Origin of the sequence: Actinophytocola xanthii (assembly GCF_001921205.1) — a bacterium.
GTDB classification, from domain to species: Bacteria; Actinomycetota; Actinomycetes; order Mycobacteriales; family Pseudonocardiaceae; genus Actinophytocola; species Actinophytocola xanthii.
Genome location: NZ_MSIE01000031.1, coordinates 56,742 through 80,542, shown reverse-complemented (window position 1 = coordinate 80,542; position 23,801 = coordinate 56,742). Strand labels below are relative to the sequence as shown.

Here is a 23,801-nt window from a genome sequence, read left to right as displayed (position 1 = left end):
CTTCCTCCGGTCACGGGGTTTCAGCGGTCGTCGCTGAGGGCGAGGGCTTCGAGCTGGTCCAGCACGCGTTCCTCGACCAGATCGGCGAGCGCGCGGACCGTGCGGGCGGCGAGGACGTCACGGGGGGTCAGCTCGAGCGAGAACGCGGCGTTGACCTGGGCTGTCACCCGCAGGCTCGACAGCGAGTCGCCGCCGAGGACGAAGAAGCTGTGGTCGACCCCGACCCGGGGCAGGTCCAGGACCTCCGCCCAGATGTCGGCGACGGCCTGCTCGGTCGCCGTGGCCGGCGGGACGTACTCGACGACCGGGGGGACGTGCCCGGGGTCGGGCAGCGCGCGCCGGTCGAGCTTGCCGCTCGTGGTGAGCGGCAGCGCGTCCAGCGGGACGATCGCCGAGGGGACCATGTGCTCGGGCAGCGCGGCCGCGGCCGCGGCCCACAGGGTGGTGGCGTCGGCGGTGCCGGGCGTGACGTAGGCGAGGAGCCTGCCGTCGCGGGCGATCACGGCGGCCTCGGCGACGCCGGGCTGGCCGGCCAGCACCGCGGCCACCTCACCCGGCTCGATCCGGAACCCGCGGATCTTCACCTGGTCGTCGGCCCGGCCCCGGTACTCGACCGCACCCTCGCCGGTCCACCGCGCCAGGTCTCCGGTGCGGTACATGCGGGTGCCCGGTGGCCCGAACGGGTCGGCCACGAACCGCCCGGCGGTCAGGCCCGGCCGGTTCAGGTAGCCCCGGGCCAGCTGGACGCCGGCGAGGTACAGCTCGCCCGTTGCGCCGGGCGGGAGCGGGTTCAGGTCCTCGTCCAGCACGTAGAGCCGCGTGTTCCACACCGGCCGTCCAATGGGGACGGTCGGCTCCCCCGGCTGGCAGTGCCAGTGGGTGACGTCGATCGACGCCTCGGTGGGGCCGTACAGGTTGTGCAGCTCGGCGTCCAGCGCGGCGTGGTACTCCGCGGCCAGGTCCGGCGGCAGCGCCTCGCCGCTGCACAGCACCCGCCGCAGCCCCACGCACCGGCTCAGGTCGGCGTGAGCGAGGAAGGCACGCAGCATCGACGGGACGAAGTGGACGGTGGTGACGTGCTGGCGGGCGATCAGCTCGGCCAGGTACCCGGGGTCGCGGTGCCCGTCCGGCCGGGCGACGACCAGCGTGGCGCCGGTGACCAGCGGCCAGAAGAACTCCCAGACCGACACGTCGAAGCTCGCCGGGGTCTTCTGCAGCACCCGGTCCCGGTCGGTCAGCCCGAACCGGTGCTGGGTCCACAGGAGGCGGTTCACCACCCCGGCGTGCGGGACGACGACGCCCTTGGGCCGGCCGGTGGATCCGGACGTGTAGATCACGTACGCGGCGTCGTCCGGGCCGACGGTCACCTCGGGTGGCGTGTCGTCACCGCCGTCGGCCAGGATCGCCGCGGGGTCGTCGAGCACGGCCGCCGCGTCGGCGTCGGCAACCAGGAACTCGACGCGCTCCCTCGGCAGGTCCGGGTCGACCGGCAGGTAGGCCGCACCGGCCTTGAGCACGGCCAGCAGCGCCACCACCAGCTCGGCCGAGCGCGGCAGCGCCACGGCGACCACCCGCCCGCGACCGGCGCCCTCGGCGACCAACCGCCGGGCCAGGCGGTTCGCGTGTGCGTGCAGCTCGGCGAAGGTGAGCGTGCGGGCGTCGGCGACGACCGCGGTGGCCCCGGGGGTGCGGGCCGCCTGTTCGGCGAGCAGCGCCACCAGCGTGGTGTCCGGCACCGCGGTGGCGGTGTCGTTCCAGTCGGCCAACACCCTCGCCCGCTCGGCCGGGGTGAGCGCGGGCACCGCCGAGACCGGCCGCCCGGGGTCGACCGGCAGCTCCCGCAGCAGGTGCGTGAGGTGCTCGGCGAGCGTGCGGACGGTGCCGGCGTCGAACAGCGCCGGCTCGTAGCCCACCAGCAGCGAGAGCCGGTCCTTCGGGTAGACGGTGACGCTGAGCGGGAAGGTGGTGCTCTCGACCGCGGCCAGCTCGCCGATGCGCAGCCCGTTCATCTCGGTGACCGGGTAGTTCTCGAAGATCACCGCGCTGTCGAGCAGGTCCACCCCGGCGGGCACCTCGCTCCAGGCCTGGATGGCCGTGAGCGGCGTGTGCTCGAAGGCCCGCGCGGCGACCTGCGCGTCCTGCAGCTCGCGCAGCCACCGCCCGACCGGCGTCGCGCCGTCGACCGTCGCGACCACCGGCACCGTGTTGACGAACATCCCGACCATCGCGTCCACGCCCGGCAGGTCCGCTGGGCGGCCGGCGACAGTGGATCCGAAGCACACCCTGCGCTGGCCGCTGTAGCGGGCCAGCAGCAATGCCCACGCCCCCTGCACCACCGCACCCGGCGTGACCCGGTTCGCCCTGGCGAAGGCGTACAGCGCCGCGGTGTCCTCGTCGGACAGCGCGCACTCCAGGCGGGCGGAGGTGCTCACCTCGGTCGCCGTGGACCGCGGCCGGTCGTAGGGCAGCGGCGTTGGCGCCTCGATCCCGGCCAGCACCCCGCGCCAGTGGTGTTCGGCGGCCGCACGGTCCTGGCCGGACACGTGGCGCAGGTAGTCGCTGAACGGCGGCCGGTCCGGCAGCTGCTCACCGGCGTGGACCGCGGCGACGTCGGCCAGGACGTGGAAGGCGCTCCAGCCGTCCAGCAGCACGTGGTGGAAGGTCCAGAGCACCTGGACCGCGGTGTCCGACAGCCGGGCGATCGTCACCCGCATCAGCGGCGGCCGGGACAGGTCCACACCCTCGGCGCGGTCGTGGGCCAGCAGCTCGGCCAGCCGCGTGGCGCGGTCCTGCCCGGTCCAGTCCAGCAGCCGCACCGGCGGCGTGACCCGCTCGGTCACCAGCTGCACCGGCTCGGGCACGTCCGCCCAGACCACCGAGGCCCGCAGGGCCGGCGTGCGGTCGACCACCAGCCGCCACGCGTCGGCCAACCGCTCCGGGTCGGTCACGCCCTCGAGGACGAACGAGGTCTGCTGGAAGTAGGCACCCCTGCCGTCCTGGGAGAGGCTGTGGAACACCATCGCCGCCTGCATGGGGGTCAGCGGCAGGATCTCGGCGACCTCCGGCGTGGCCAACCGGTTCACCGTGGCCTGGTCGAGCCGCACCAGCGGGAACTCCGCCGGGGTGCGGACGACCGCCCGTGGTCGCGCGCACCGCGCCGCGATGCGGCGCAGGGTGTCGGCCATCGTCGCGGCCAGCCCCGCGACCGTCGCCTTGTCGTGCCGGTTCACGCTGTAGTGCCAGGTGAGCTGCAGCCGGTCCTGCTGTACCCGGCCCACCACGTCCATCAGGTGGGCCCGGGGCGCGTCCGGGTGGGCGGCCAGCTCCAGCTCGCCGGTGTTGGCCGCGAACCGCCCGAGGTAGTTGAAGCTGACCGCCACCTCGGTCGCCAGCCGGTTGTCGGGCTCGCCGGCCGCGCCAAGCCAGCGCAGCGCGCCGTAGCCGAGCCCTCGGGTGGGCACCGCGCGCTGCCGGGCCGCGGTCGCGGCGAGCGCGGTCCCCCACTCGGTGCCGGGCTCGGTGAGCACGACCGGGAACAGCGTGGTGAACCAGCCCACGGTGCGGGACAGGTCGACCCCGTCGAACAGCTCCTCCCGGCCGTGGCCCTCCAGGTGGACGAGCACCCGGTCCCGCCCGGCCCAGGAGCACAGCGCGGCGGCCAGGGCGGTGAGCAGGACGTCGTTGACCTCCGTGCGGAACAGGCGGGGGACGTCGCGCAGCAGTGCCGAGGTCGCCTCGGGGTCCAGCGCCACGGTGACCGACCGCTCGGAGGCCGTGGTGTTGGCGCCGGCGCGGTCCTGCGGGACGGCACCGTCCTCCCGGGCGATCTCGGCCCAGTAGCCGTGCTCGCCGGCGAAGCCGCCGGAGCGGGTGTGCTCGGCGAGCCGGTGCGCCCAGTCGCGGAACGCGGTGGTGCGCGGGGGCAGCGCGATCCGCACCCCGGCGGCGGCCTGCCGGTGGGCGGTGCGCAGGTCCTCGGCCAGCACGCGCCAGGACACGCCGTCCACGACCAGGTGGTGGGCCCGCAGACGCACCCCGCGCTCGCCGATGATCCGCGCGTCGAACAGCGGACCGTGCCCGGCGACCGCACCGTCCTGTCCGGACGGCGCGTTCTCCTGGCGCCAGCCCACGTCGCCGGTGAACCGCATCCGCAGCGCGTCGTGGTGCTCGGTCAGCGCGCGGACAGCGGCGGTCAGCGCGGCCGGGTCGACCGGCATGCCCAGGTCGACCGGGCAGGACTGGTGGAACCACTCCGGGTGCACCGTGTGGCCGTCGAGGAACCAGCGCTGGATGGGGGTCAGCGGCGCCGGCCCCTCGACCGGGCCGTGCTCGACCTCGCCGCCGTGCACGGGGCGGGCGTGCGGCGCCAGCTCGGCGACCGTCTGGTAAGCGAACACGTCGCGCGAGGTGAACAGCAGCCCGTGTTCGCGGGCCGCGGTCACCACCTGGATGCTGAGGATCGAGTCGCCGCCGAGGGCGAAGAAGTTGTCCCGCACCCCGACCCGTACCGCCCCGAGCACCTCGGCGAACACGGCGACGAGGGTCGCCTCGACCGGGGTCCTCGGCGGAACGTAGGGCGCCTCCTCCACGGTCTCCCCGGTCGGCCGGGGCGTCTCGCCGGCCCCGTCCAGCGCGACCAGCGTCCCGACCGGACTGTCCGGGCGTTCGGCCACCGCGCGCAGCAGCCGGTCCAGGTCGGCGACCAGCGACTCGACCCGTTCGGCGTCGAACAGGGCGGCGTCGTACTCGGCGGTGAGCACGAGGTCGTCACCGGCTGGCCAGAACTCCACGGTCAGGTCGAACCGGGCGGCTGGGCGTGGCGTGTGGTGCTCGGCCAGCGCCAGCCCGCCGGCTTCCCGGGTGCGCAGCAGCGGCTGGTGCAGTGCGACGGCGACCTGCGCCAGCGCCGTCCGGCTCGGGTCGCGTCGCGGGGCGAGGGCCTCCACGACCCGGTCGAACGGGACGCCGTCGTGCTCGAAGGCGCCGAGCACGGTCTCCCGGACCTCGGTCAGGAACTCGCTGAACCGCTGGCCCGGCTCCACCCTGGACCGCAGGACGACCGTGTTGACGAAGAAGCCCACGACGTCCTCGAGCTCGGCGCGCGGGCGGCCGGCGCGCACGGCGCCGACGGCGACGTCCCGCTGGCCGGCGTGTCCGGCCAGCACGGCCTGGAACGCGGCGGTGAGCGTCATGAACAGGGTGGCGTTGTGCGCGGCGCCCAGCGTGGTCAGCCGCTCGACGAGGTCCGCCGGTAGGCGACGGTGGAGCACCGCGCCCGCACCAGCCCTCAGGTGCGGGCGCGGGCGGTCGGTGGGCAGGTCGAGCACCGGCAGGTCGGCGAGCCGGTCACGCCAGTAGGCCAGGTCGGCCTCGGCGGCCGGGCCGTCGGTCCGGTCGGCCTGCCAGGCCGCGAAGTCGGGATAGTCCAGCGCTCGCGGCGCCAGCCGGGCCGGCGGGCCGCCGACCGCCTCGGTGTAGCAGGCGGCCAGCTCCTCGAGCAGGACGGCGACCGACCAGCCGTCGGTCACGATGTGGTGCTGGGCCAGCAGCAGGACGTGCTCGCCCGGGTCCAGCCGGACCAGCAGCGCCCGGGTCAGCGGCCCGGTGCTCAGGTCGTAGGGGCGGGCGAGCTCCTCGCCGAGCACGGCGTCCAGGTCGTTCTCGCCGGCCTCGACGACGCGCAGCCGCAGCTCGGCGTCCGGGCCGAGGACCTGGTGGGGCCGGCCGTCGACGACCTCGAACGTGGTCCGCAGCGCCTCGTGCCGCGCGGCCAGCCGGCCCAGCGCCCGGCGCAGGGCGTGCTCGTCGAGCGGACCGGTCAGGCGCACCGCGGCGCCGGTGTTGTTGGCCGCGCCGCCCCGGGTGACCTCCTCGAGCCACAGCCGCCGCTGCACCGGCGCCAACGGCAGCGGACGGTCCCGTGGCACGGTGGGCAGCGGCTCGGCCGCCGCCGGGACGGCCGGGATGGCCTGGGCCAGCGCGGCCACCGTGCGGTTGTCGAAGATGGCCCGGCCGGACAGCGGGACCCCGAGCGCGGCGAGCCGGGCCTGGGCCCGGGCGGCCAGGACGGAGTCGCCGCCCAGGGCGAAGAAGTCGTCGGTGACCCCGAGCTCGGCGACGCCGAGCACCTCGGCCCAGACCTCGGCCAGCAGCCGCTCCCGGTCGTCGCGCGGGGCGACCGACCCGGCGTCGGCGACGCTGCCGAACACCGGTGCCGGCAGCGCGTCCCGGTTGAGCTTCCCGTTGGGGGACAGCGGAAAGCTCTCGAGCACGACGAACGCGGCCGGGACCATGTAGGCGGGCAGGGTCCGGGTCACCCCGGCCCGCAGCCGCGCCGCCACGGGTCGCTGCTCACCCGCCGGCACGACGTAGGCGACCAGCCGCCGCAGGCCGTCGTCCTCCCGAGGGACCACGACGGCCTGCCCCACCGTCGGGTCGGCGGCGAGGACCGCCTCGATCTCCCCCGGCTCGACCCGGTGGCCGCGGATCTTGACCTGGTGGTCGGCCCGCCCGACGAACTCGAGGTTGCCGTCCTGGCGCCGGCGCACGACGTCGCCGGTGCGGTACATCCGCTCCCCCGGCGCGCCGTGCGGGTTCGCCAGGAAACGGCCTGCTGTCAGGCCCGGCCGGTCGAGGTAGCCCCGGGCCAGCCCGACGCCGGCCACGTAGAGCTCGCCCGGCGTTCCGTCGGGCACCGGTGCCAGGTCGTCGTCGAGCAGGTGCACCCGGGTGCCAGGGATGGGCCGGCCGATCGGCGGCGCGGTCCCGGCCGGGGTGAGCGGGTCGCTCCAGCTGGTGACCACAGTGGACTCGGTGGGGCCGTAGGCGTTGATCATCTGTCGGCCCGGCGCCCACTTGCGCACCAGCTCCGGTGGGCAGGCGTCGCCGCCGACGATCAGCAGCCGGAAGTCCGGCAGGTCCGGGTCGGCGACCGTGGCCAGCGCGACCGGCGGGATCAGCGCGTGGGTGACGCGGCCGCGGCGCAGGACCTCGGCCAGGTGGTCCCCGAGCAGCGGCCCCGGGGGCGGCACGACCAGCGCCGCGCCGCCGGCGAAGGCCATGCACAGCTCCAGGACCGAGGCGTCGAAGCTCGGCGAGGAGAACTGAAGCACGCGGTCGCCAGGGCGGACGTCGAACCGCTCGACCTCGGCCATGGCGAACGTGGCCAGGCCGCTGTGGGTCACGACGACGCCCTTGGGTCGCCCGGTGGAGCCGGAGGTGTAGATGACGTACGCGGCGTGCTCGGGGCGCACCGCGGCGAGGTCCGGGGGTGTCGCGGGCAGGTCGGCCGTGTCCGACACCCAGGCCGGGTCGTTCACGACCAGGCACGGCTTCGCGTCGGCCAGCATGGCCTCGATCCGTTCGGCCGGGTAGGCGGGGTCGACGGGGACATAGGCGGCGCCGGCCTTGAGGACCGCGAGCTGCGCGACGACGATCTCCACGGATCGGGGCAGCTGCAGGGCCACCACCGTCTCCGGACCGGCGCCGCACCGCACGAGCCGACAGGCGAGGCGGTTGGACCGGCGGTCGAGCTCGGCGTAGCTGAGCACGGTGTCCTCGGCGAGGACGGCGGGCAGGTCCGGGTCGTCCGCCACCCGGGCGGCGAAGAGGTCGAGCAGGCTTGTGGCGCCCATGGCCGTGGGTACCTTTCAGAAGTCCGTGGGGTTGTCAGCCGACGAGACGTGAGCGCTCGGCGTGCCGCAGCGCGATCCGGCCGCCGACCTGGAGGCCGGTGACGCGACCCTGCCGGTCGAGGACGAACCGGCCGGCCTGGTCGGTCATGCCGGTGTCGCAGTCGCGCATCGTGAAACGGTGTCCGGAGTAGACGGTGAGGTCGGCGAAGGGCTCGCCCTCGACGGTGAGCCGCAGAACGTCGTTCTCGCCAGGCTCCACGGCGTACTCGAGGTCGCCGTTGGTGTAGGCGCCGAGACAGCCCGCGGGGGCGGGGACCGGCCGGCCGGCGACCGCGAGCGGGTCGTAGTCCTTGACCGGGATGCCCAGCGCCGGCAGGCGCGGGGCGAGGTCGCGCCAGAGCGCGAACCCGGTACTGGAGTTGGTCGTCAGCGCCACGACGGTGCCGGTGGCGGGGTTCATCCGCAGGTGGCAGGACGTGCCGTCGCCGTTGCCGTCGTGGCCGACCGTCGCGCCGTCCGAGCCGTAGGTGGCCAGGCCGAGGCCCCAGCCGTCGGCCAGGCCGAACGGGTCGGCACCGGGGACCGGCGTGCGCATCTCGCGGTTCTCCCGCAGCAGTCCCCGGCCCAGCGCGACCAGGTCGCGGGCGCTCGCACCGAGCGCGCCGACGGCCGCCTCCGCGGGCCGCAGCGACTGGAGCACCGGCCGGCGCCGCATGGAGTGCCCGCTGACCAGGTCGTCGGGGACGCGCCCGCCGGCGACGAACCGGGCCGGCACCTCGAGCGGACCGAGGACGAGCGCCTGCACGGCGTCCCACCAGCTCATGCCGGTGATCGTCGTGACCGCGTGCCCGGCGAGCAGGTAGCCGATGTTGGAGTAGGAGAACAGCGTTCCCGGGTCGGACAGCGGCCGGGCGCCGCGACAGCTGTCGAGCACGTGCCCGCGCGGGGTGGCCGCGCGGGCCTCGACCGGGTCGCAGGGCAGGCCGGCGGTGTGGCTCAGCACGTGCCGCAGCGTGATCCGCTCGCCCAGCCGGGGTGGCAGCTCACGCAGCTCGGCCACGGGCTCGGCCAGCGGCTCGTCCAGGTCCAGGTCGCCGTCGTCGACCAGCACCATCGCCGCGGCGGCGGTGACGACCTTGGTGATGGACCCGACCGGGACCGGGGCGTCGACGGTCATCGCCGTGCGGGTACCGGTCCTGGCCACGCCGTGCGTCCAGTGCCACTCGGTGTCGCCGTGCAGCACGGCGAACTGTGCCCCGGGCACGCCGTACCGGGTGACAAGCTCCTCGAGGCACGCGGCCAGCAGTGAATTCTCCATGATTCCCCGACTTGCGCTCGAACAGGACGCACAGCATTGCGTCCACCTGGTGGGAGGTTTGACCGGTGACGGTCCTGTGTGATTCCGGGAAGATTCACCGATCACACGCGGCGCCACCGCAAGACTTTTCGGCCAGGAGGGTCAGCACAGGCCAGCGGTCGACGGCCTGTCGACACGTGCACGGCGCTGATCTGCCAGAACAGCAGGGAACCCCTCATTGAGGGAACATGTCAGGACACGAACAAGCGTCGTCCACGACAGCGCCACCCCGACCAAAGCACTATTGTCAGCAACACTCCGATCGACTTCTCGTAGGTTTCCAAATGACCATGGCGCCAAAGCTAGCAAGTTTGCACTACACCAATCCAGTGACGAACGTCATGACGTTTTGGGCGTTCCGCACACGGAATTAATCGCGCGATCAGCGCAGTGTCGACAGCGATACTTGACCGATCAGTCCAGTATCGCTAGCCTCCCCGTCGTGGCAAGGGTCAAGGAGTTCGACCCCGAGACGGCACTGGACGCGGCGATGGAGCTGTTCTGGGCCCAGGGGTACGAGGCGACGTCGACAGCGGACCTCGTCGCCCACCTCGGGATCGCGAGGGCGAGTCTCTACGCGACGTTCGGCAGCAAGCACGAGCTGTACGTGCGCGCACTGGACCGGTACGTGCGGCTGCGGGACCCCAGCGTGGTCGAACTGCTGTCCCGGCCCGGGCCGGCCCTGCCCGCCGTGCGCGAGCTGGTCGAGGCCTACGCCCGCGACTCGACGGGCCCTGAGCGCGGCCGGGGTTGCCTCGTCGTGAACGCGGCGGTCGAGCGGCTGCCGGGGGACCGCGAGGCCGGCCGGTTCGTCGAGGCGAGCTGGAACACCGTCGAGGTCGCGTTGACCTCGGCACTGCTGCGCGCACGGGCGCAGGGCGAGCTCGACGCCGGCGCCGATCCTCGCCGCCTTGCGCGGTTTCTCCTGGTCTTCCTGAGCGGGTTGCGCGTCACCGGCAAGGGCGGCTGGGACGCCCGGCGGCTGCGCGACGCCGTGACCCAGGCCATGGACTTCCTCGCCTGATCGTCCGATATGCCTGTCCATAGCGGACGTTTATTGCCCGGATTCTGGATCAATCAGTCTAATTTGGGAGCGTGATGAGCCGAGCGGGTTTCGTCGTGCTGGGCACCGTCCAGGTCGTGCTCATCGCCTCGATCACCGTCGTGACCGTCGCCCTGCCGACGATGGGTCGCGAGCTGGGGTTGGGCCACGCCGGGCTCACGCTGGTCAGCACCGCCTACGGGCTGTCCTTCGGCGGGCTGCTGCTCGTGGCGGGCCGGCTGGCCGACCGATGGGGCCACCGCCGGGCCCTGCGTGCGGGGCTGCTCGGCTTCACCGCCGCCTCGCTGGTCGCCGCGACCGCTCCGACGGCAGCGGTGCTGCTCGCGGCCCGGTTCGCCCAGGGCGCGACGGCCGCGCTCATCGCACCGGCCGCCATGGCGTTGGTGACCGCGCTGTTCTCCGACGCACGCCGGCGGACCAGGGCACTGGTCCTGTGGGGTGGGCTGGCCGGGTTGGGTGCGACGAGCGGCAACCTGCTCTCCGGGCTCACGAGCGGGGCCGCCTCCTGGCGGTGGGCGTTCGTCGTGCCCGCGCTGCTGGCCGTGGCGGCCGCACTGCTCGCCCCCGCGCTGCTGCCCTCCGGTCCGCAACCGGCGCGGGTGCCGCTGGGCGTGCCGGGCGCGGCGCTGGCCACGGCCGGCCTCACCGCGGTCAGCGTTGGCCTGGTCCACCCCCGCGCCTGGATCGCGCTGGTCGTCGGCTGCCTGGCCCTGGTCGGCTTCGTCGCCGTCGAGCGGCGCGCGGCGGCACCGCTGCTCCCCCCAGACCTGCCGGCCTCGCCCGGGCGGGTGCGGGCCCTGGTGGTGATCGTGGCGACCGCCGCGGCGATGGCCACCGCGTTCTTCCTGCTGTCGCTGTACCTCCAACAGGTTCGCGGGCTGTCGCCGATCATGACCTCGCTGGTCTTCCTGCCGTTCGGGCTGGTCCAGTTGGTCACCTGGGGTGGGTCCGCCCGGCTGGTCGAGCGGCTGGGCCCGTGGCCGGCGATCCTCGTCGGCCTTGCCGCCACCGCCGCCGGGTTCCTGCTGCTGGCCGCCGGCGCGCTCGCTCCGGTGGCGATCGGCGCGGCGCTACTGGTCCTGCCGTTCGGCATGACGACCGCCTTCTGCGGGGCCATGCCCGCCGTCACCCGGGACACCCCGCCCGACCGGGCCGGCGTCATGGCCGCGGTGGCCAACACGGCGATGGAGGTGGGCCCGACGCTGGGCCTCGCCGTCTACGCCTCGGTGGCCGCCACCGCCGGCTACCGCCTCGCCTTTTTCGCGGTCGCGACCGTGACGGCGCTCGTCGGCGTCGTCGCGGCCCGCACCGCTTTCCTCTCGAAAGTCCCTACCAGAGAACAGGAAACACGATGACCAACGACTTCACCGGCAGGACCGTGCTGATCACGGGCGGGGGGTCCGGCATCGGGCGCGCGTGCGCCCAGGGATTCGCCCGAGCCGGGGCGAGAGTCGTCGTGGCCGGGCGCGGCGCCGAACCACTGTCCGAGACCGTGACGCTGGTCCGGGAGGCCGGCGGCACCGCCCACGCCGTCCCGGCCGACGTCACCCGCCCCGAGGACGCCGCGGCGATGGTGGCGGCGGCCGTGGAGCGCTACGGCCGGCTCGACATCGCGGTCAACAACGCCGGGGTGTTCGCCCCCGGCCCGGCCGCCGACCTCGACCACGACACCTGGAACCACGTGCTGACCACGAACGTCACCGGGACCTGGCTGTCGATGAAGCACGAGATCGAGCACATGCGCCGGCACGGCGGGGGGACCATCGTGAACATCGCCTCCAACCTCGGGGCGCACGTGCGCATCCCCGGTATCGCGGCCTACATCACGGCCAAGGCGGCGGTGAGCGCGCTGACCCGCACCGCCGCCCGCGAGTACGTCGGCGACGGCATCCGGATCAACGCGGTGAGCCCGGGACCGGTCGACACGCCCATGTCCCTGCTACCCGGCGAGACGCCGGAGGACCGGGCCGACCGGCTGAAGACCGCCCTGCCCATCGGCCGGGTCGCCCGGCTGGAGGAGATCGCGGACGCCGTGACCTGGCTCGCCGGCGACCGGGCCAGCTACCTCGTCGGCCACGACCTCCTGGTCGACGGCGGCGCCGCCGCCTGAGGACCGCTCACGGCACGGCGAGCCGCAGCACGAGCGAACCGACGCCCAGCAGCAGGAACACCCCGGGAAACGGCAGGTGGTCGAGGCGGCGGGCACGCACGACGGTGACCACCGCGCCGACGAAGTACAGGACGAGGCCGGTCGCGGCGGCCACCCCGAGCAGCGGGACCGCGATGCCAGCCAGGAGGCCGAGACCACCGGCCGCCTTGGCCACGCCCAGCATCGGGAGCCAGGAGTGCGGCAGCCCGTAGCTGGACATGTTGTCGATGATCCACGGAACCCGGACGAAGTCGGCGACGGCCGCCGCGAGGTTGCTCACGGCGGCCACGACCACAACGACGAGATAGGCGGTGAACACGGGCCAACCTTGTCCGAGCGGCCGGGGCACCGTCCAATACCTGCTTCTATAACCGATGGTTATGTCTGCGCCCAGCTAGCCTGGCGGCGTGGACGTGAACACCCGCCTGCTGCGTTACTTCCTGGCCGTCGCCGACACGGGCAGCCTCACCGGTGCCGCCAGGGTCCTGTTCGTGTCCCAGCCCGCGCTGACCAAGCAGATCGGCCGGCTCGAGGCGCAGCTCGGGGTGGCCCTGTTCACCCGCTCCCGCACCGGAATGGTCCTCACCGAGGCGGGGCAGGCGCTTGCCCGCCGGGCGCCGGCGCTGGTGGACGCCTGTGAGCAGGCCCTGCGCGAGACAAAGAGCGCCGCGAGCCGGGCGGCCCGGGTGCTGCGCGTCGGCTTCATCGCGAGCGCGGCCAACGAGGCGACCCAGCAGATCATCGCCGCGTTCACCGACGCCCAGCCGGGATGGCGGGTGGACATGCACCAGGCACCGTGGTCGGACCCGACGGCGGGTCTGGCCGACGGCGAGGTCGACGTCGCGCTGCTGCGGCTGCCCTTCCCCGGTCAGGAGTCCCTGCGGGTGGAGGTTCTGCTCACCGAGCCGCGCTGGGTCGCGCTGCCGGCCACCCACCCGCTCGCCGACCGGGACCGGGTCGCCTTCCGGGAGCTGTGGGACGAGCCGTTCGTCGCCGCTCCGGCGGCGACGGGCCCGTGGCGGGACTACTGGCTGGCGGCCGACGAGCGCGAGGGCCGCCCGGTGCGGATCGGGGCGACCACCGACCAGCCCGACGACTGGCTCCAGGCCATCGCGAACGGCTACGGCGTGGCGCTCGCCCCGGAGTCCGCGGCGCGGTTCTACGCCCGGCCAGGCGTGGCCTACCGCCCGGTCACCGGGGTCAGCCCCAGCCACATCGGGGTCGCCTGGCCACCGGCGGGAGGCGGCGATCCGGCCGTGCGGCGGTTCGTCCGTTGTTGCCTGCGGGCCCGGACCGCGGCGACAACTGGGGAAACACGGGAAGCCGGTACGGTTGACTCCGACGAGCTGACCACAGGCACCGACAGCGAGAGGAACCACCGGTGACGACCACGAACACCTCGACCGCCTGGTTGCGCCGGTACCAGCCCAGTTCGATGGCCACCGCCAGACTGGTCTGCTTCCCCCACGCGGGCGGCGCCGCGAGCTTCTTCCACCCGATGGCGACCGCCTTCGCCCCGAGTGTCGACGTGGTCTCGCTCCAGTACCCCGGTCGGCAGGACCGCCGCCGGGAGTCCTGTATAGACCATCTGCCCACCCTCGCCGATGCCGTGACCGCAGAGCTGGAGCCATGTCTGGCCGACGGTCTGCCCACTGTCTTCTTCGGACACAGCATGGGCGCACTCCTGGCCTTCGAGGTCGCCTGGCGGCTGGAGCGGCGGGGCACCGGACCGGGGACGGTCATCGCCTCCGGGCGGCGCGCCCCGTCGACCACCCGCGAGGAGCAGGTGCACCTCGGCGACGACGACGCGCTGATCGAGGAGATCAAGCGCCTCAACGGCACCGACGCGGCGCTGCTGGCCGACGAGGAGATCCTGCGCATGTCGCTGCCCGCCATCCGGGGCGACTACACCGCGGTCGAGACCTACCGGGGCGACCCGGAACGCCGCATCGGCGCCGCCATCACCGTGCTCACCGGCGACGCCGACCCGAAGACGACGGCCGACGAGGCCCGAGGCTGGGAACGGCACACGACCGGCGCCTTTCGGGTCGTCGTGCTGCCCGGCGGCCACTTCTTCCTCGTCGACCACCAGCCGGCGGTCATCCGGGAGGTCACCGCGGACTTGGACCGGGGCCGCGGGCAGCGCTCTGGTCGAGCCGGGTGACGCCGCGGCCGTCGAGCTCGCCGGGTTCGTGGCGGCGCAGGCCGGTGCTCCACCAGAAGCGGCCGGCCGGGTCGCCGCGGAGGCGATAGCGGTCCTCGCCCCAGAACGCCGCCCAGCCCCGATCGGGAAGGCCGAGCAGTCGGACCGGCGGGGCGGCTTCGGACGGGGGCAGCCGGGTCACGGTCACCACACCGGCGCTGCCGCCGGTCGCGACCGCGTCGAGGTCGGGGTGGAGCGCGATCACGTCGCCGATCGAGGACGCCACCGACAGCTGCCGTTGCGGGTGGCCCTCGCGGACCTCGCGCAGGGCACCACTCTCGGTGGCGGACAGGATGCGGGTGCCGTCCGGCGAGCAGCGCAGGGCACGGACCTCGCCGGGGAGCTCGTCGACGACGAGCCCGGGCGGGGTGAGCCGGGAGTCCCAGTAGCGGACCACGCCCTCGTTGTCGCCGGTGTAGAGGCCGCCGGTCGGGGACCAGGCCAGGGCGAGGACGTCCGCCCACCCGGTGTGCGCCACACCGACCTCGGTGCGGGTCTCCGCGTCCCACAGCCGAACGGCGCTGGCACCGGTGCCGCCGCCGCTGACGCCGGCGGCCACCGTCGCCCCGTCCGGTGACCAGGCGACGCACCAGACCGCGGCACCGCCGCCGTAGAGCTCACCGAGCGGGCCCCAGGTCGACCAGAACCGCACGAAGCCGTCCCAGCCAGCGGTGACGAGGCGGCCGCCGTCCGGGGACCAGCCCAGGCTGATCACCCCGGCGCAGCGGCCGGTGTGGGTCGTCACCGCGGCGCCGGAGTCGGCGTCCCAGATCCGGACCATGTCCCCGTCGCCGCCGCCGGCAAGGAGAGTGCCGCACGGGGACCATTCCAGGAAGTTCACCCTGGCGCCGTGCTCGATCGTGGTCGTCGCCGAGCCGGTGGCCGGGTTCCAGACGCGGACCACCCCGTCGTCGCCGCCGGCCGCCAGGCGACAGCCGTCCGGGGACCACCGGACCGTCCGGACGGAGTCCTGGCGGGCCGTCCACGCGGCGACCTCCGCGCCCGACGTGCCGTCCGCCAGCCGGACGCCGCCCTCCCGGGTGACGGTGGCGAGCAGGCCGCCGTCGGGGGACCAGCCGGCCGCTCGCGTGACCTCGCGGTGGGGGACGGCGGAGGTGACCGCGGCGCCGGTGCGCAGGTCACGCTGCCGCACACCCCCGGCGCCGAGACCGACGACGCGGGCCCTCGCCGGCGACCAGACCAGCTCGAAGACCCCGTTCAGCTCCCCCTTCGCCACCGTTGTCGAGGTGCCGGTGGTGAGATCCCATCGCAGCACGGTGCCCTCGCGGCTCGCGCTGAGCAGGGCGGTTCGGTCCGGGGACCACGCGAGCGCGCTCACCCGAGCGGAGTGTCTACCGAGGACCGTCCGCGCACCGGTTTCGGTCTCCCACAACCGCACCGTGCCGTCCTCGCCGCCGCTGGCGATCCGCTTTCCCGACCAGGCCAGGGCGTTCACTGGTCCTTCATGTCCGACTTGGACAGTGCATTCGGCCTTTTCCTCGAGTCCCCAGAGCCGGATCGAGCCGTCCCGGCCACCGCTGGCCAGCCCGGTGCCGTCCGGCGCCCAGGCGACGGTCAGTGCCACATCCCTGTGACTTCCCGGCATTTCTTTCGTCGCACCGGATTCCGGGTTCCACAGGCGAACCGTGCCGTCACCGAACGAACAAGCCAGCCATTCCCCGGACGGCGACCACGCCAGCGCCGTGATCCACACGGGATGGCCGGACCACACCGCCAGCGCGGTCCTGGAGGCGACGTGCCAGACCTGCGCCTGCGCGGCACAGGAAAGCGCTATCAGAGTGCCGTGCGGATGCCACGCCAGCGCGTTGACGTCCCCGGCACCGGCCACCGACAACCGGCTTGTCGTGATCTCCACGGGTCTCCTCGAGCGATCGGAGTCGATGCGCACCGATGCTATGGAGACAGGGCCGGGGGGCCGAGGCGTTTCCCGTTTCCCGGTCATTCCTAAACAGGAAACTTCCGGCGTGCTCGCGTTGACCCTTTTCGCGCGGCGTTCCTAGCATCACTCCTCGCAGTGACTTTTCACGCACGGTAAGTGTCGACGAGAGGAGCGGTCATCATGTTCATCCCCCCGCGCCAGGAGCGCGGAACTGACAGAGCCTGTACCAGGACCCCGCGGTTCCTCTCGGTGGTGACGGTGGGCGCGGTCGCGTTGGGGGCCACCCTGGGGATCGTGCCGTCCGCGGCGGCGGACCCGGAGCCCGGTGCGGCACGCTCGTTGTTCGTCGACATCGTCGGTGACTCCTACCTGGCCGGCGAGGGCACCACCGAGGCGTACCTCGATCCCGCGGATCCCCGGCACCGGTCGCTGGCCTCGCCGGCGCTCCAGGCGCTCTCGCGGGTGGCGAACGAGAACCCGGGCCTGCAGGTGGACGCGAACGTCGTCGCGTCCTCGGGTGCGGTGACCGCGGACTACTTCCAGGCACAGAAGAACGAGGCCGAGGGCGTGGTCGTCAACACCGCGCAGCACGACCAGATCCGGCCCAACGCACAGGTGGTCATCGTCGGCTTCGGCGCGAACGACGCGGAGCTGTCCCGGGTGCTGTCGATCGCGAAACCGTCCAACGCGTCCAAGCCCGGCGACCTCGACGCCAAGATCGACGACTTCGACCGGCTGCTGGACACCAGCGCGTCGGACGAGACCTACCTGGAGCAGGCGTCGAACTCGCGGCTGGGCGAGGCGCCAACGCTGGTGGCGCGGATGCTGCAGGTGCTGGCCGCGGTCTCGGACCGGGCGCCGAACGCGCGCATCGTGGTGACGAACTACCCGGTCGGCGTGGACCCCGAGAACCCGCACTCGACGGCGCTGATCAGGAAGCGCGACCTCGTGGCCGTGCAGAAGTACCTGTTCGACCTGAACACGGCGCTCGAGCGGGCAATCGAGATCTGCCGGTGCGCGAACCTGGCCGACCTCTCCAAGGCGATGCACGGCCGCGAGGCGTACACGAAGGACTCCGCGTACACCGAGCCGGTGGCCGACCAGCGCCACGACGCCGTGACGATCCAGCCCACCGACGAGGGCGCGTCGTTGATGGCGGACCCCATCGCCCAGAACCTGGCGAAGCTGCTGGGAATGCGAGCCCCGGCCGCGAACGGCGACAGGGTGACGGTGCCGAGAAACATCGCCGCCCGCTCCGGTGTGTCCGACATAGACGGTGACCTGGTCCCCGACCACGAGGACGAGGCCCCCCACGACCGCGACAACCACCGCATCAAGCGCGGCGACCACCATTCCCGAGGCGACCACTCCCGAGGCGACCATCGGGGCTCCCGAGGCGACCACCATTCCCGAGACGACCACTCCCGAGGCGACCACCACTCCCGAGGCGACCATCGGGGCTCGCGCGGTGACCACCGCGGTCGAGGTGACCACCGCACCCCGCCGCTGGTGGACGTCCAGGCGATCCCCGACCTGCTGCCGCCGGTGCTGCGTCCCCACCGCCCGTCCACCGACTGGGACAGGCACCACCCCCAGCGCCACGGCTCCACCCCCGGAAAGGACCGCCGCCCCGGCGGCAACACCCCGGTCGACCGCACCCCGCCGCCCGCCCCCGCGCCCAAACGCGAGTCCGAGCCCGACGAGCTGCCGGCGGACCGCGCCAGAGCCGACGCCGACGCGGCCGAACGGACGCCCGAAGCCCCGGAGCGTTTCGACTGGTGGCGCACTCCCGACAAGCGCCCCACGGACCGCCGCCCCGAGCCAACGCCCGCGGACTGGTTCGACTCCGACCGCGAGTCCCCGAACGCGAACGACGCCGGCCGGCGGGTGGGCTTCGAGCGGGCCTCCGCGTCCGAGCAGACCCCGTCCAGGTGGCGGCGCGTGGAGCGGTTCACCCCCACCCCGCCGACCACCGAGCCGGCGCAGGAGAGGCGGGTCCTCGAGGGCTTCGGCAGCTGGCGTCCGGCGCCGGAGGACGACGACGCCCCGGAGCAGCCCGCGCCCGAAGGCTTCGCGGCCCAGCCCCCGGCCCCCGAGGACAGCACTCCCGAGCCCACTCCCGAAGTCGACGAGCGCCTGGCACCCGAAGGCTTCGCGACCGAGCGACCCGGCCCGGCGGCCCCCGGCCCCGAGCGACCGGCAGCCGCTCCGGAGCAGCCCGCTCCCGAGGCAACCACGCCCGAACGGCCGGCACCGGCCGAGGACACGGAGCCACGGTGGCCGGCGCCCGAGGACGTGGCGCCCGAACAGCCGCCCGCCGTCGGTTCCGCGCCCGAGCAGCCGGCCCCGGCCCCCGAGCGGCCGGAACCGCAGGAGGCGGCCCCCGTCGAGCCGGCGCCGGAACCCGCTCCCGAAGCCCAGCCCGCCGAGGGGGCGACCGACGCCCAGCCCTGCATCCTCATCTATCCGGCCCCCGCCGGCTGCGGCGGCTCTGAGCAGAACGGGAGCGCGTCGTGAGCGACACCAGCCCCACCAGGGACCTCATGCGAACGCTGAACGAGGCGACCAGGACCTGGGTGCGCGAGACACGCGCCCGACGCCAGACCCGGAACACCGCCCGGCGGCGCACCGCGGCGGCCGCTGTCGTCACGCTGGCCGCGGGGATGGCCGCGGCGCCGGCCACCGCCGCCCCGAGCGACGACAGCCGACCCGGCTCCAACGCGGCGGCGTCGGAGGGTGTCCAGGTCGCCGGACGATTTCAGAACGCTCCGCGCGCCAACCCGCCCGGGCTCGGGAGACGCAATGAACCGTCGTACAACCGCAACCAGCCGATCCCGCCGCAGCGCCCCGCGCCCGGACCGCTCGACCCGCGCACGCAGCGGCAGGTCGACCAGGTTGAGCAGAGCCAGGAGCGTGCCAACCAGGTCGAGTCGCGGCGCGAGTTCACCGAGAAGATGCAGAAGGAGCTGCAGGCCGAGCTGGACAAGCAGCGCAGGGAGGCCGAGTCGTTTCGTCCGCCGGCGCCGCCGCAGCGGGTGCCGGTCAACCCGCTCACGCCCCCGCTGCTCAACCAGGAGCACGTCGACGCGCTCAACCAGCGGATGAAGGAGGCGGAGCCGCCCGGGTACGTCAACCAGTACCGGGACGACGCCCTCACGATGACGCCGGAGAGCGACAAGCGGAACGTCGACGCGGAGGTGGACCGCAGCCACCTGAACAACGAGCCCGACGAGGGCAGGAAGGCGATGCTGGACGGCTTCCGCCAGCGCTTCCACGAGGCGATCGACGACAAGCACACCGCGCCGAACCCGCAGGCGAGGCAGGAGGCGATCGACCGCTACAACGAGACGGCCCGCGACTTCAACGAGGCCGAGCTGGCCGAGCGGGACAACTATGACGGGCACCCGCCCGGCGAGCGCGTCGTCCCGAGGTCGCTGGACGAGCCCGCACCGGCTCCGGACGAGCCCGCGCCGGTCGGGGCGGTCGACCAGGGCCTGCCGCCGGACCGCACCCCGAGCCCGAGAAGCCTCGCCCAGAACGACCCGAACTTCGACACCCCACCCGACTCCCTCACCGACCCCCAGATGGACAGCCCCCGCAGCCAAGCCCAACACGACCCCAGCTACGACACCCCACCCGCACCCCAGATGGACAGCCCCCGCAGCCAAGCCCAACACGACCCCAGCTACGACACCCCACCCGCACCCCAAATGGACAGCCCCCGCAGCCAAGCCCAACACGACCCCAGCTACGACACCCCACCCGCACCCCAAATGGACAGCCCCCGCAGCCAAGCCCAACACGACCCCAGCTACGACACCCCACCCGCACCCCAAATGGACAGCCCCCGCAGCCAAGCCCAACACGACCCCAGCTACGACACCCCACCCGCACCCCAAATGGACAGCCCCCGCAGCCAAGCCCAACACGACCCCAGCTACGACACCCCACCCGCACCCCAAATGGACAGCCCCCGCAGCCAAGCCCAACACGACCCCAGCTACGACACCCCACCCGCACCCCAAATGGACAGCCCCCGCAGCCAAGCCCAACACGACCCCAGCTACGACACCCCACCCGCACCCCAAATGGACAGCCCCCGCAGCCAAGCCCAACACGACCCCAGCTACGACACCCCACCCGCACCCCAAATGGACAGCCCCCGCAGCCAAGCCCAACACGACCCCAGCTACGACACCCCACCCGCACCCCAAATGGACAGCCCCCGCAGCCAAGCCCAACACGACCCCAGCTACGACACCCCACCCGCACCCCAAATGGACAGCCCCCGCAGCCAAGCCCAACACGACCCCAGCTACGACACCCCACCCGCACCCCAAATGGACAGCCCCCGCAGCCAAGCCCAACACGACCCCAGCTACGACACCCCACCCGCACCCCAAATGGACAGCCCCCGCAGCCAAGCCCAACACGACCCCAGCTACGACACCCCACCCGCACCCCAAATGGACAGCCCCCGCAGCCAAGCCCAAGACCACCCCGGTTACGACAGCCCTGTCGGTGTGGACACGCAGACCGACCAGCAGACGCCGGACGGTCCTGGGCCCGACTCCAGCATGGCTCCCGGCCAGGACCCCGCTCCGGGGCCCGTGGCGTCGGACTCGGAGAGCCCCATGGGCGGCTACACCGCCGACTCCGACACGATCACCGGCGCAAGCGCCAACGACACCCTCGGCAGCCTCACCGGCGACGACAGCCTCGGCGCCGACAACCCGGGCACGCCTGCCTCCGACACCGTCGCCGGCGGCAGCGGCCACGACAGCCTGAGCGGTTCACCTGGCTCCGACTCCCTCGGCGCCTCCGACAGCCCCGGCGGCATGGGAGACGGTGACGCCACCGCCGGTACGGGAGACGGTGACGGCATGGGCGGCCTCGGCACCGGTGACGGCATGAGCGGCCTCGGCACCGGTGACGGCATGGGCGGCCTCGGCACCGGTGACGGCATGGGCGGCGGCGACAGCACCAGCGGCATGAGCAGCGGCGACAGCACCAGCGGCATGAGCAGCGGCGACAGCACCAGCGGCATGAGCAGCGGCGACAGCACCAGCGGCATGAGCAGCGGCGACAGCACCAGCGGCATGAGCAGCGGCGACAGCACCAGCGGCATGAGCAGCGGCGACAGCACCAGCGGCATGAGCAGCGGCGACAGCACCAGCGGCATGAGCAGCGGCGACAGCACCAGCGGCATGAGCAGCGGCGACAGCACCAGCGGCATGAGCAGCGGCGACAGCACCAGCGGCATGAGCAGCGGCGACAGCACCAGCGGCATGAGCAGCGGCGACAGCACCAGCGGCATGAGCAGCGGCGACAGCACCAGCGGCATGAGCAGCGGCGACAGCACCAGCGGCATGAGCAGCGGCGACAGCACCAGCGGCATGAGCAGCGGCGACAGCACCAGCGGCATGAGCAGCGGCGACAGCACCAGCGGCATGAGCAGCGGCGACAGCACCAGCGGCATGAGCAGCGGCGACAGCACCAGCGGCATGAGCAGCGGCGACAGCACCAGCGGCATGAGCAGCGGCGACAGCACCAGCGGCATGAGCAGCGGCGACAGCACCAGCGGCATGAGCAGCGGCGACAGCACCAGCGGCATGAGCAGCGGCGACAGCACCAGCGGCATGAGCAGCGGCGACAGCACCAGCGGCATGAGCAGCGGCGACAGCACCAGCGGCATGAGCAGCGGCGACAGCACCAGCGGCATGAGCAGCGGCGACAGCACCAGCGGCATGAGCAGCGGCGACAGCACCGGCGGCATGAGCGGCGGCATCTGACCTACCCACCCACCACACCCCGGGCTCGGCGTCCACCGGACGCCGAGCCCTTCCCGTCCCGAAACCCCGCGCCCCAACACAACGACCCAAGCCACTCCCGCGTCCACGTATCTGCGCACCCCCCACCGCGCTCATATCTGCGACGCGAAAGGAGACGGGATGGCGCTGACCGCCGCGGACCTGGGGGCGGTTCTGGACTACGCCCGATCCACCCTGCACGTTCAGGACGACGCCCAGCTGCCCACCCTGCTCGCCGGCCTCTCCCGCCTGGTGGGCAGCGACGCCGCCACGCTCACCCACCTCCACCTGCGCACCCAGGACGAGATCGCCCTCCCCTGGCCGCTCAACCGGCTCGATCCCGCCGTCCTGCCGGCCTACGCCGAGCTGGGACACACCCATCCCCTGCGCGCCCCGCTCCTCGCCCTCGCCGCCGACCGGGCACCGCGCCTCGCGCCGCTGCGGCTGTCGGACGTGCTGCCCACCCGCCGGTGGCAGGAGACCCGCCTCCACCGCGAGGTCATGCCCACCACCACCGACCAGCTGTGCCTTCCGCTGTCCTTCCGCGGCTGGACGACCCGCGCCATCACGCTCTCCCGCTCCGAGGGCCGCTTCACCGACCGGGAACGGGACATCCTCGCCGCCTGCGCCGAGCACCTGCGCGTCGCCGTCGGCCGCACCCGGCCCGGCTCCGGGCACCGGTGGATGCGGTTCACGCCGGCCGTGGGGACGGCCCCCGCCCCGGCGCCGGGGAACGGGTCACGCCCGGCACCCGTGCTCTCCGCGCGCGAACGCGAGGTCCTCGCGCTGGTCGCCGAGGGGGACACCGACGCGCAGATCGCCCGGCGGCTCGGGCTGCGGCCGGCCACCGTCTCCAAGCACCTGCACCGCATCTACACCCGCCACAACGTGCGCAACCGGGCCGAGGCGGTTCGCCTCCTCGATCGCCGGCCCACCGGCCGCGGACCGGCCTGACCCGGCCTACTTCGGGCAGGTGCCCAACATCTGGGCGAGACCGGCGTGCTCGGCGCGGTCCACCGTGAGGCCGTACTTGACCTTCGTCTGCGCGTAGCGGGTCGCGAAGTCGCACCACGCCGCTCGCTGCGCCGGCCGCCAGTCGCCGGCATCGTCGTCGCTCTTGGACTGGTTCACCTGAGAGGTGACCGCGACGAGGTTGGACCGGTCCTCGTAGAACGCGTGCTTGCGCTCGGGCGACCAGAGCCGCGCCGCGCCGAGGCCGGGTTTGCCGCCGGCCTGGACGACCCGCGAGCGCGACGCCTCCTTCAGCGACACCCGGTGGTCGATCTCCAGGTCGCGCGCGTCTCCGGTCGGGCGCCCGTCGTAGGGCGACACCCAGCAGCTCTGGTCCGCCGAGGGGCAGTCGGGAGCGCAGTTGCGGCCGGGCTCGGCCGCCCGGGCCTGCTCGAGCAGCACCAGCTCGCGGGTGGAGCACCCGTTGCGGTCCTCGCTCCAGCCCTCTCCCCAGTGCTCGCGCTTGTAGTGCGCCCCGGTGTCCTCCTCGGCGACGACGAGCTTCCCCAGCAGCGCCGCCGCGTTGGCCGGCGGGGGTTGGGCGGGAGGCGCGGGCGGCGGGGTGGACGGCGCGGCGAGCTCGAGGGGGTCGCACGCGGTCAGGACCAGGGCGGCGGCGACAAGGCCGGCGGCGATGCGCGTCACCCGTGTGGGTTACCCACTTGTCGATCATT

The 23,801-nt window shown here is 73.6% G+C and carries 12 protein-coding genes and 1 pseudogene; 8 read left to right on the top strand and 5 right to left on the bottom strand.

Annotated elements, in window-relative coordinates; genetic code table 11:
• Positions 1–20: 20 nt before the first annotated feature.
• Both BU204_RS17870 and BU204_RS17865 read right to left on the bottom strand, forming a co-directional pair.
• Positions 21–7,622 (bottom strand): annotated as a pseudogene (locus BU204_RS17870) (amino acid adenylation domain-containing protein); the annotation flags it as partial.
• A gap of 46 nt (positions 7,623–7,668) precedes the next feature.
• Positions 7,669–8,952 carry a serine hydrolase domain-containing protein gene (locus BU204_RS17865; protein WP_075126824.1) on the bottom strand — a complete coding sequence of 428 codons (1,284 nt, stop codon included), beginning with the start codon at positions 8,950–8,952 and terminating at the stop codon, positions 7,669–7,671.
• A gap of 481 nt (positions 8,953–9,433) precedes the next feature.
• On the opposite strand from BU204_RS17865, the gene BU204_RS17860 reads away from it, so the two are divergent.
• The 3 genes from BU204_RS17860 (at position 9,434) to BU204_RS17850 (ending at position 12,164) form a co-directional block, all read left to right on the top strand.
• The gene (locus BU204_RS17860; RefSeq protein ID WP_075126823.1) at positions 9,434–10,015 is read left to right on the top strand and encodes a TetR/AcrR family transcriptional regulator; all 582 of its coding nucleotides are present in this window, start codon (positions 9,434–9,436) and stop codon (positions 10,013–10,015) included.
• 74 nt (positions 10,016–10,089) lie between these two features.
• Positions 10,090–11,409 (top strand): MFS transporter, encoded by a 1,320-nt coding sequence (locus BU204_RS17855; protein ID WP_075126822.1) that lies wholly within the window; start codon positions 10,090–10,092, stop codon positions 11,407–11,409.
• Positions 11,406–12,164 (top strand): SDR family NAD(P)-dependent oxidoreductase, encoded by a 759-nt coding sequence (locus BU204_RS17850; protein ID WP_075126821.1) that lies wholly within the window; start codon positions 11,406–11,408, stop codon positions 12,162–12,164. Before BU204_RS17855 ends, BU204_RS17850 begins: the two co-directional genes overlap by 4 nt.
• Before the next feature lie 7 nt (positions 12,165–12,171).
• Here BU204_RS17850 and BU204_RS17845 read toward each other — a convergent pair whose 3' ends face one another.
• A complete protein-coding gene (locus BU204_RS17845; protein WP_075126820.1) occupies positions 12,172–12,522 on the bottom strand; it encodes a DoxX family protein in 351 nt (116 codons plus the stop codon).
• Between the two features lie 88 nt (positions 12,523–12,610).
• Here BU204_RS17845 and BU204_RS17840 point away from each other — a divergent pair, with 88 nt between their 5' ends.
• Positions 12,611–13,588: a LysR family transcriptional regulator gene (locus BU204_RS17840; RefSeq protein ID WP_083661404.1), complete on the top strand. Its 978-nt coding sequence runs from the start codon at positions 12,611–12,613 to the stop codon at positions 13,586–13,588.
• Positions 13,585–14,367, top strand: coding sequence for a thioesterase II family protein (locus BU204_RS17835; RefSeq protein ID WP_269844650.1), 783 nt, complete (start codon positions 13,585–13,587; stop codon positions 14,365–14,367). Before BU204_RS17840 ends, BU204_RS17835 begins: the two co-directional genes overlap by 4 nt.
• On the opposite strand, the gene BU204_RS17830 is transcribed toward BU204_RS17835, so the two are convergent.
• Positions 14,315–16,282, bottom strand: a complete 1,968-nt coding sequence (locus BU204_RS17830) for a WD40 repeat domain-containing protein (RefSeq protein ID WP_075126819.1) — start codon at positions 16,280–16,282, stop codon at positions 14,315–14,317. The two genes, BU204_RS17835 and BU204_RS17830, sit on opposite strands and share 53 nt — an antisense overlap.
• A 204-nt stretch (positions 16,283–16,486) precedes the next feature.
• Between BU204_RS17830 and BU204_RS17825 the strand changes: the two genes are divergently transcribed.
• From BU204_RS17825 to BU204_RS17810, 3 genes are all read left to right on the top strand, one after another.
• Complete coding sequence (locus BU204_RS17825; RefSeq protein WP_143229569.1) at positions 16,487–18,823, top strand: hypothetical protein; 2,337 nt, start codon at positions 16,487–16,489, stop codon at positions 18,821–18,823.
• Complete coding sequence (locus tag BU204_RS40120; RefSeq protein ID WP_158073476.1) at positions 18,820–22,098, top strand: serine-rich family protein; 3,279 nt, start codon at positions 18,820–18,822, stop codon at positions 22,096–22,098. The genes BU204_RS17825 and BU204_RS40120 overlap by 4 nt, the downstream gene beginning before the upstream one ends.
• A gap of 159 nt (positions 22,099–22,257) precedes the next feature.
• Entirely contained in the window at positions 22,258–23,070 is an 813-nt protein-coding gene (locus BU204_RS17810; protein ID WP_075126815.1) for a helix-turn-helix transcriptional regulator, read from the top strand.
• A gap of 6 nt (positions 23,071–23,076) precedes the next feature.
• Here BU204_RS17810 and BU204_RS17805 read toward each other — a convergent pair whose 3' ends face one another.
• Entirely contained in the window at positions 23,077–23,772 is a 696-nt protein-coding gene (locus BU204_RS17805) for a hypothetical protein (RefSeq protein ID WP_075126814.1), read from the bottom strand.
• Between the last annotated feature and the right edge of the window lie 29 nt (positions 23,773–23,801).

What these genes read in the sequence shown, in the direction of transcription:
- BU204_RS17825 (WP_143229569.1), top strand. Translation starts at nt 16,487, where the DNA reads ATGTTCATCCCCCCGCGCCAGGAGCGCGGAACTGACAGAGCCTGTACC.
- BU204_RS17855 (WP_075126822.1), top strand. Translation starts at nt 10,090, where the DNA reads ATGAGCCGAGCGGGTTTCGTCGTGCTGGGCACCGTCCAGGTCGTGCTC.
- BU204_RS17810 (WP_075126815.1), top strand. Translation starts at nt 22,258, where the DNA reads ATGGCGCTGACCGCCGCGGACCTGGGGGCGGTTCTGGACTACGCCCGA.
- BU204_RS17865 (WP_075126824.1), bottom strand. Translation starts at nt 8,952, where the DNA reads ATGGAGAATTCACTGCTGGCCGCGTGCCTCGAGGAGCTTGTCACCCGG.
- BU204_RS17850 (WP_075126821.1), top strand. Translation starts at nt 11,406, where the DNA reads ATGACCAACGACTTCACCGGCAGGACCGTGCTGATCACGGGCGGGGGG.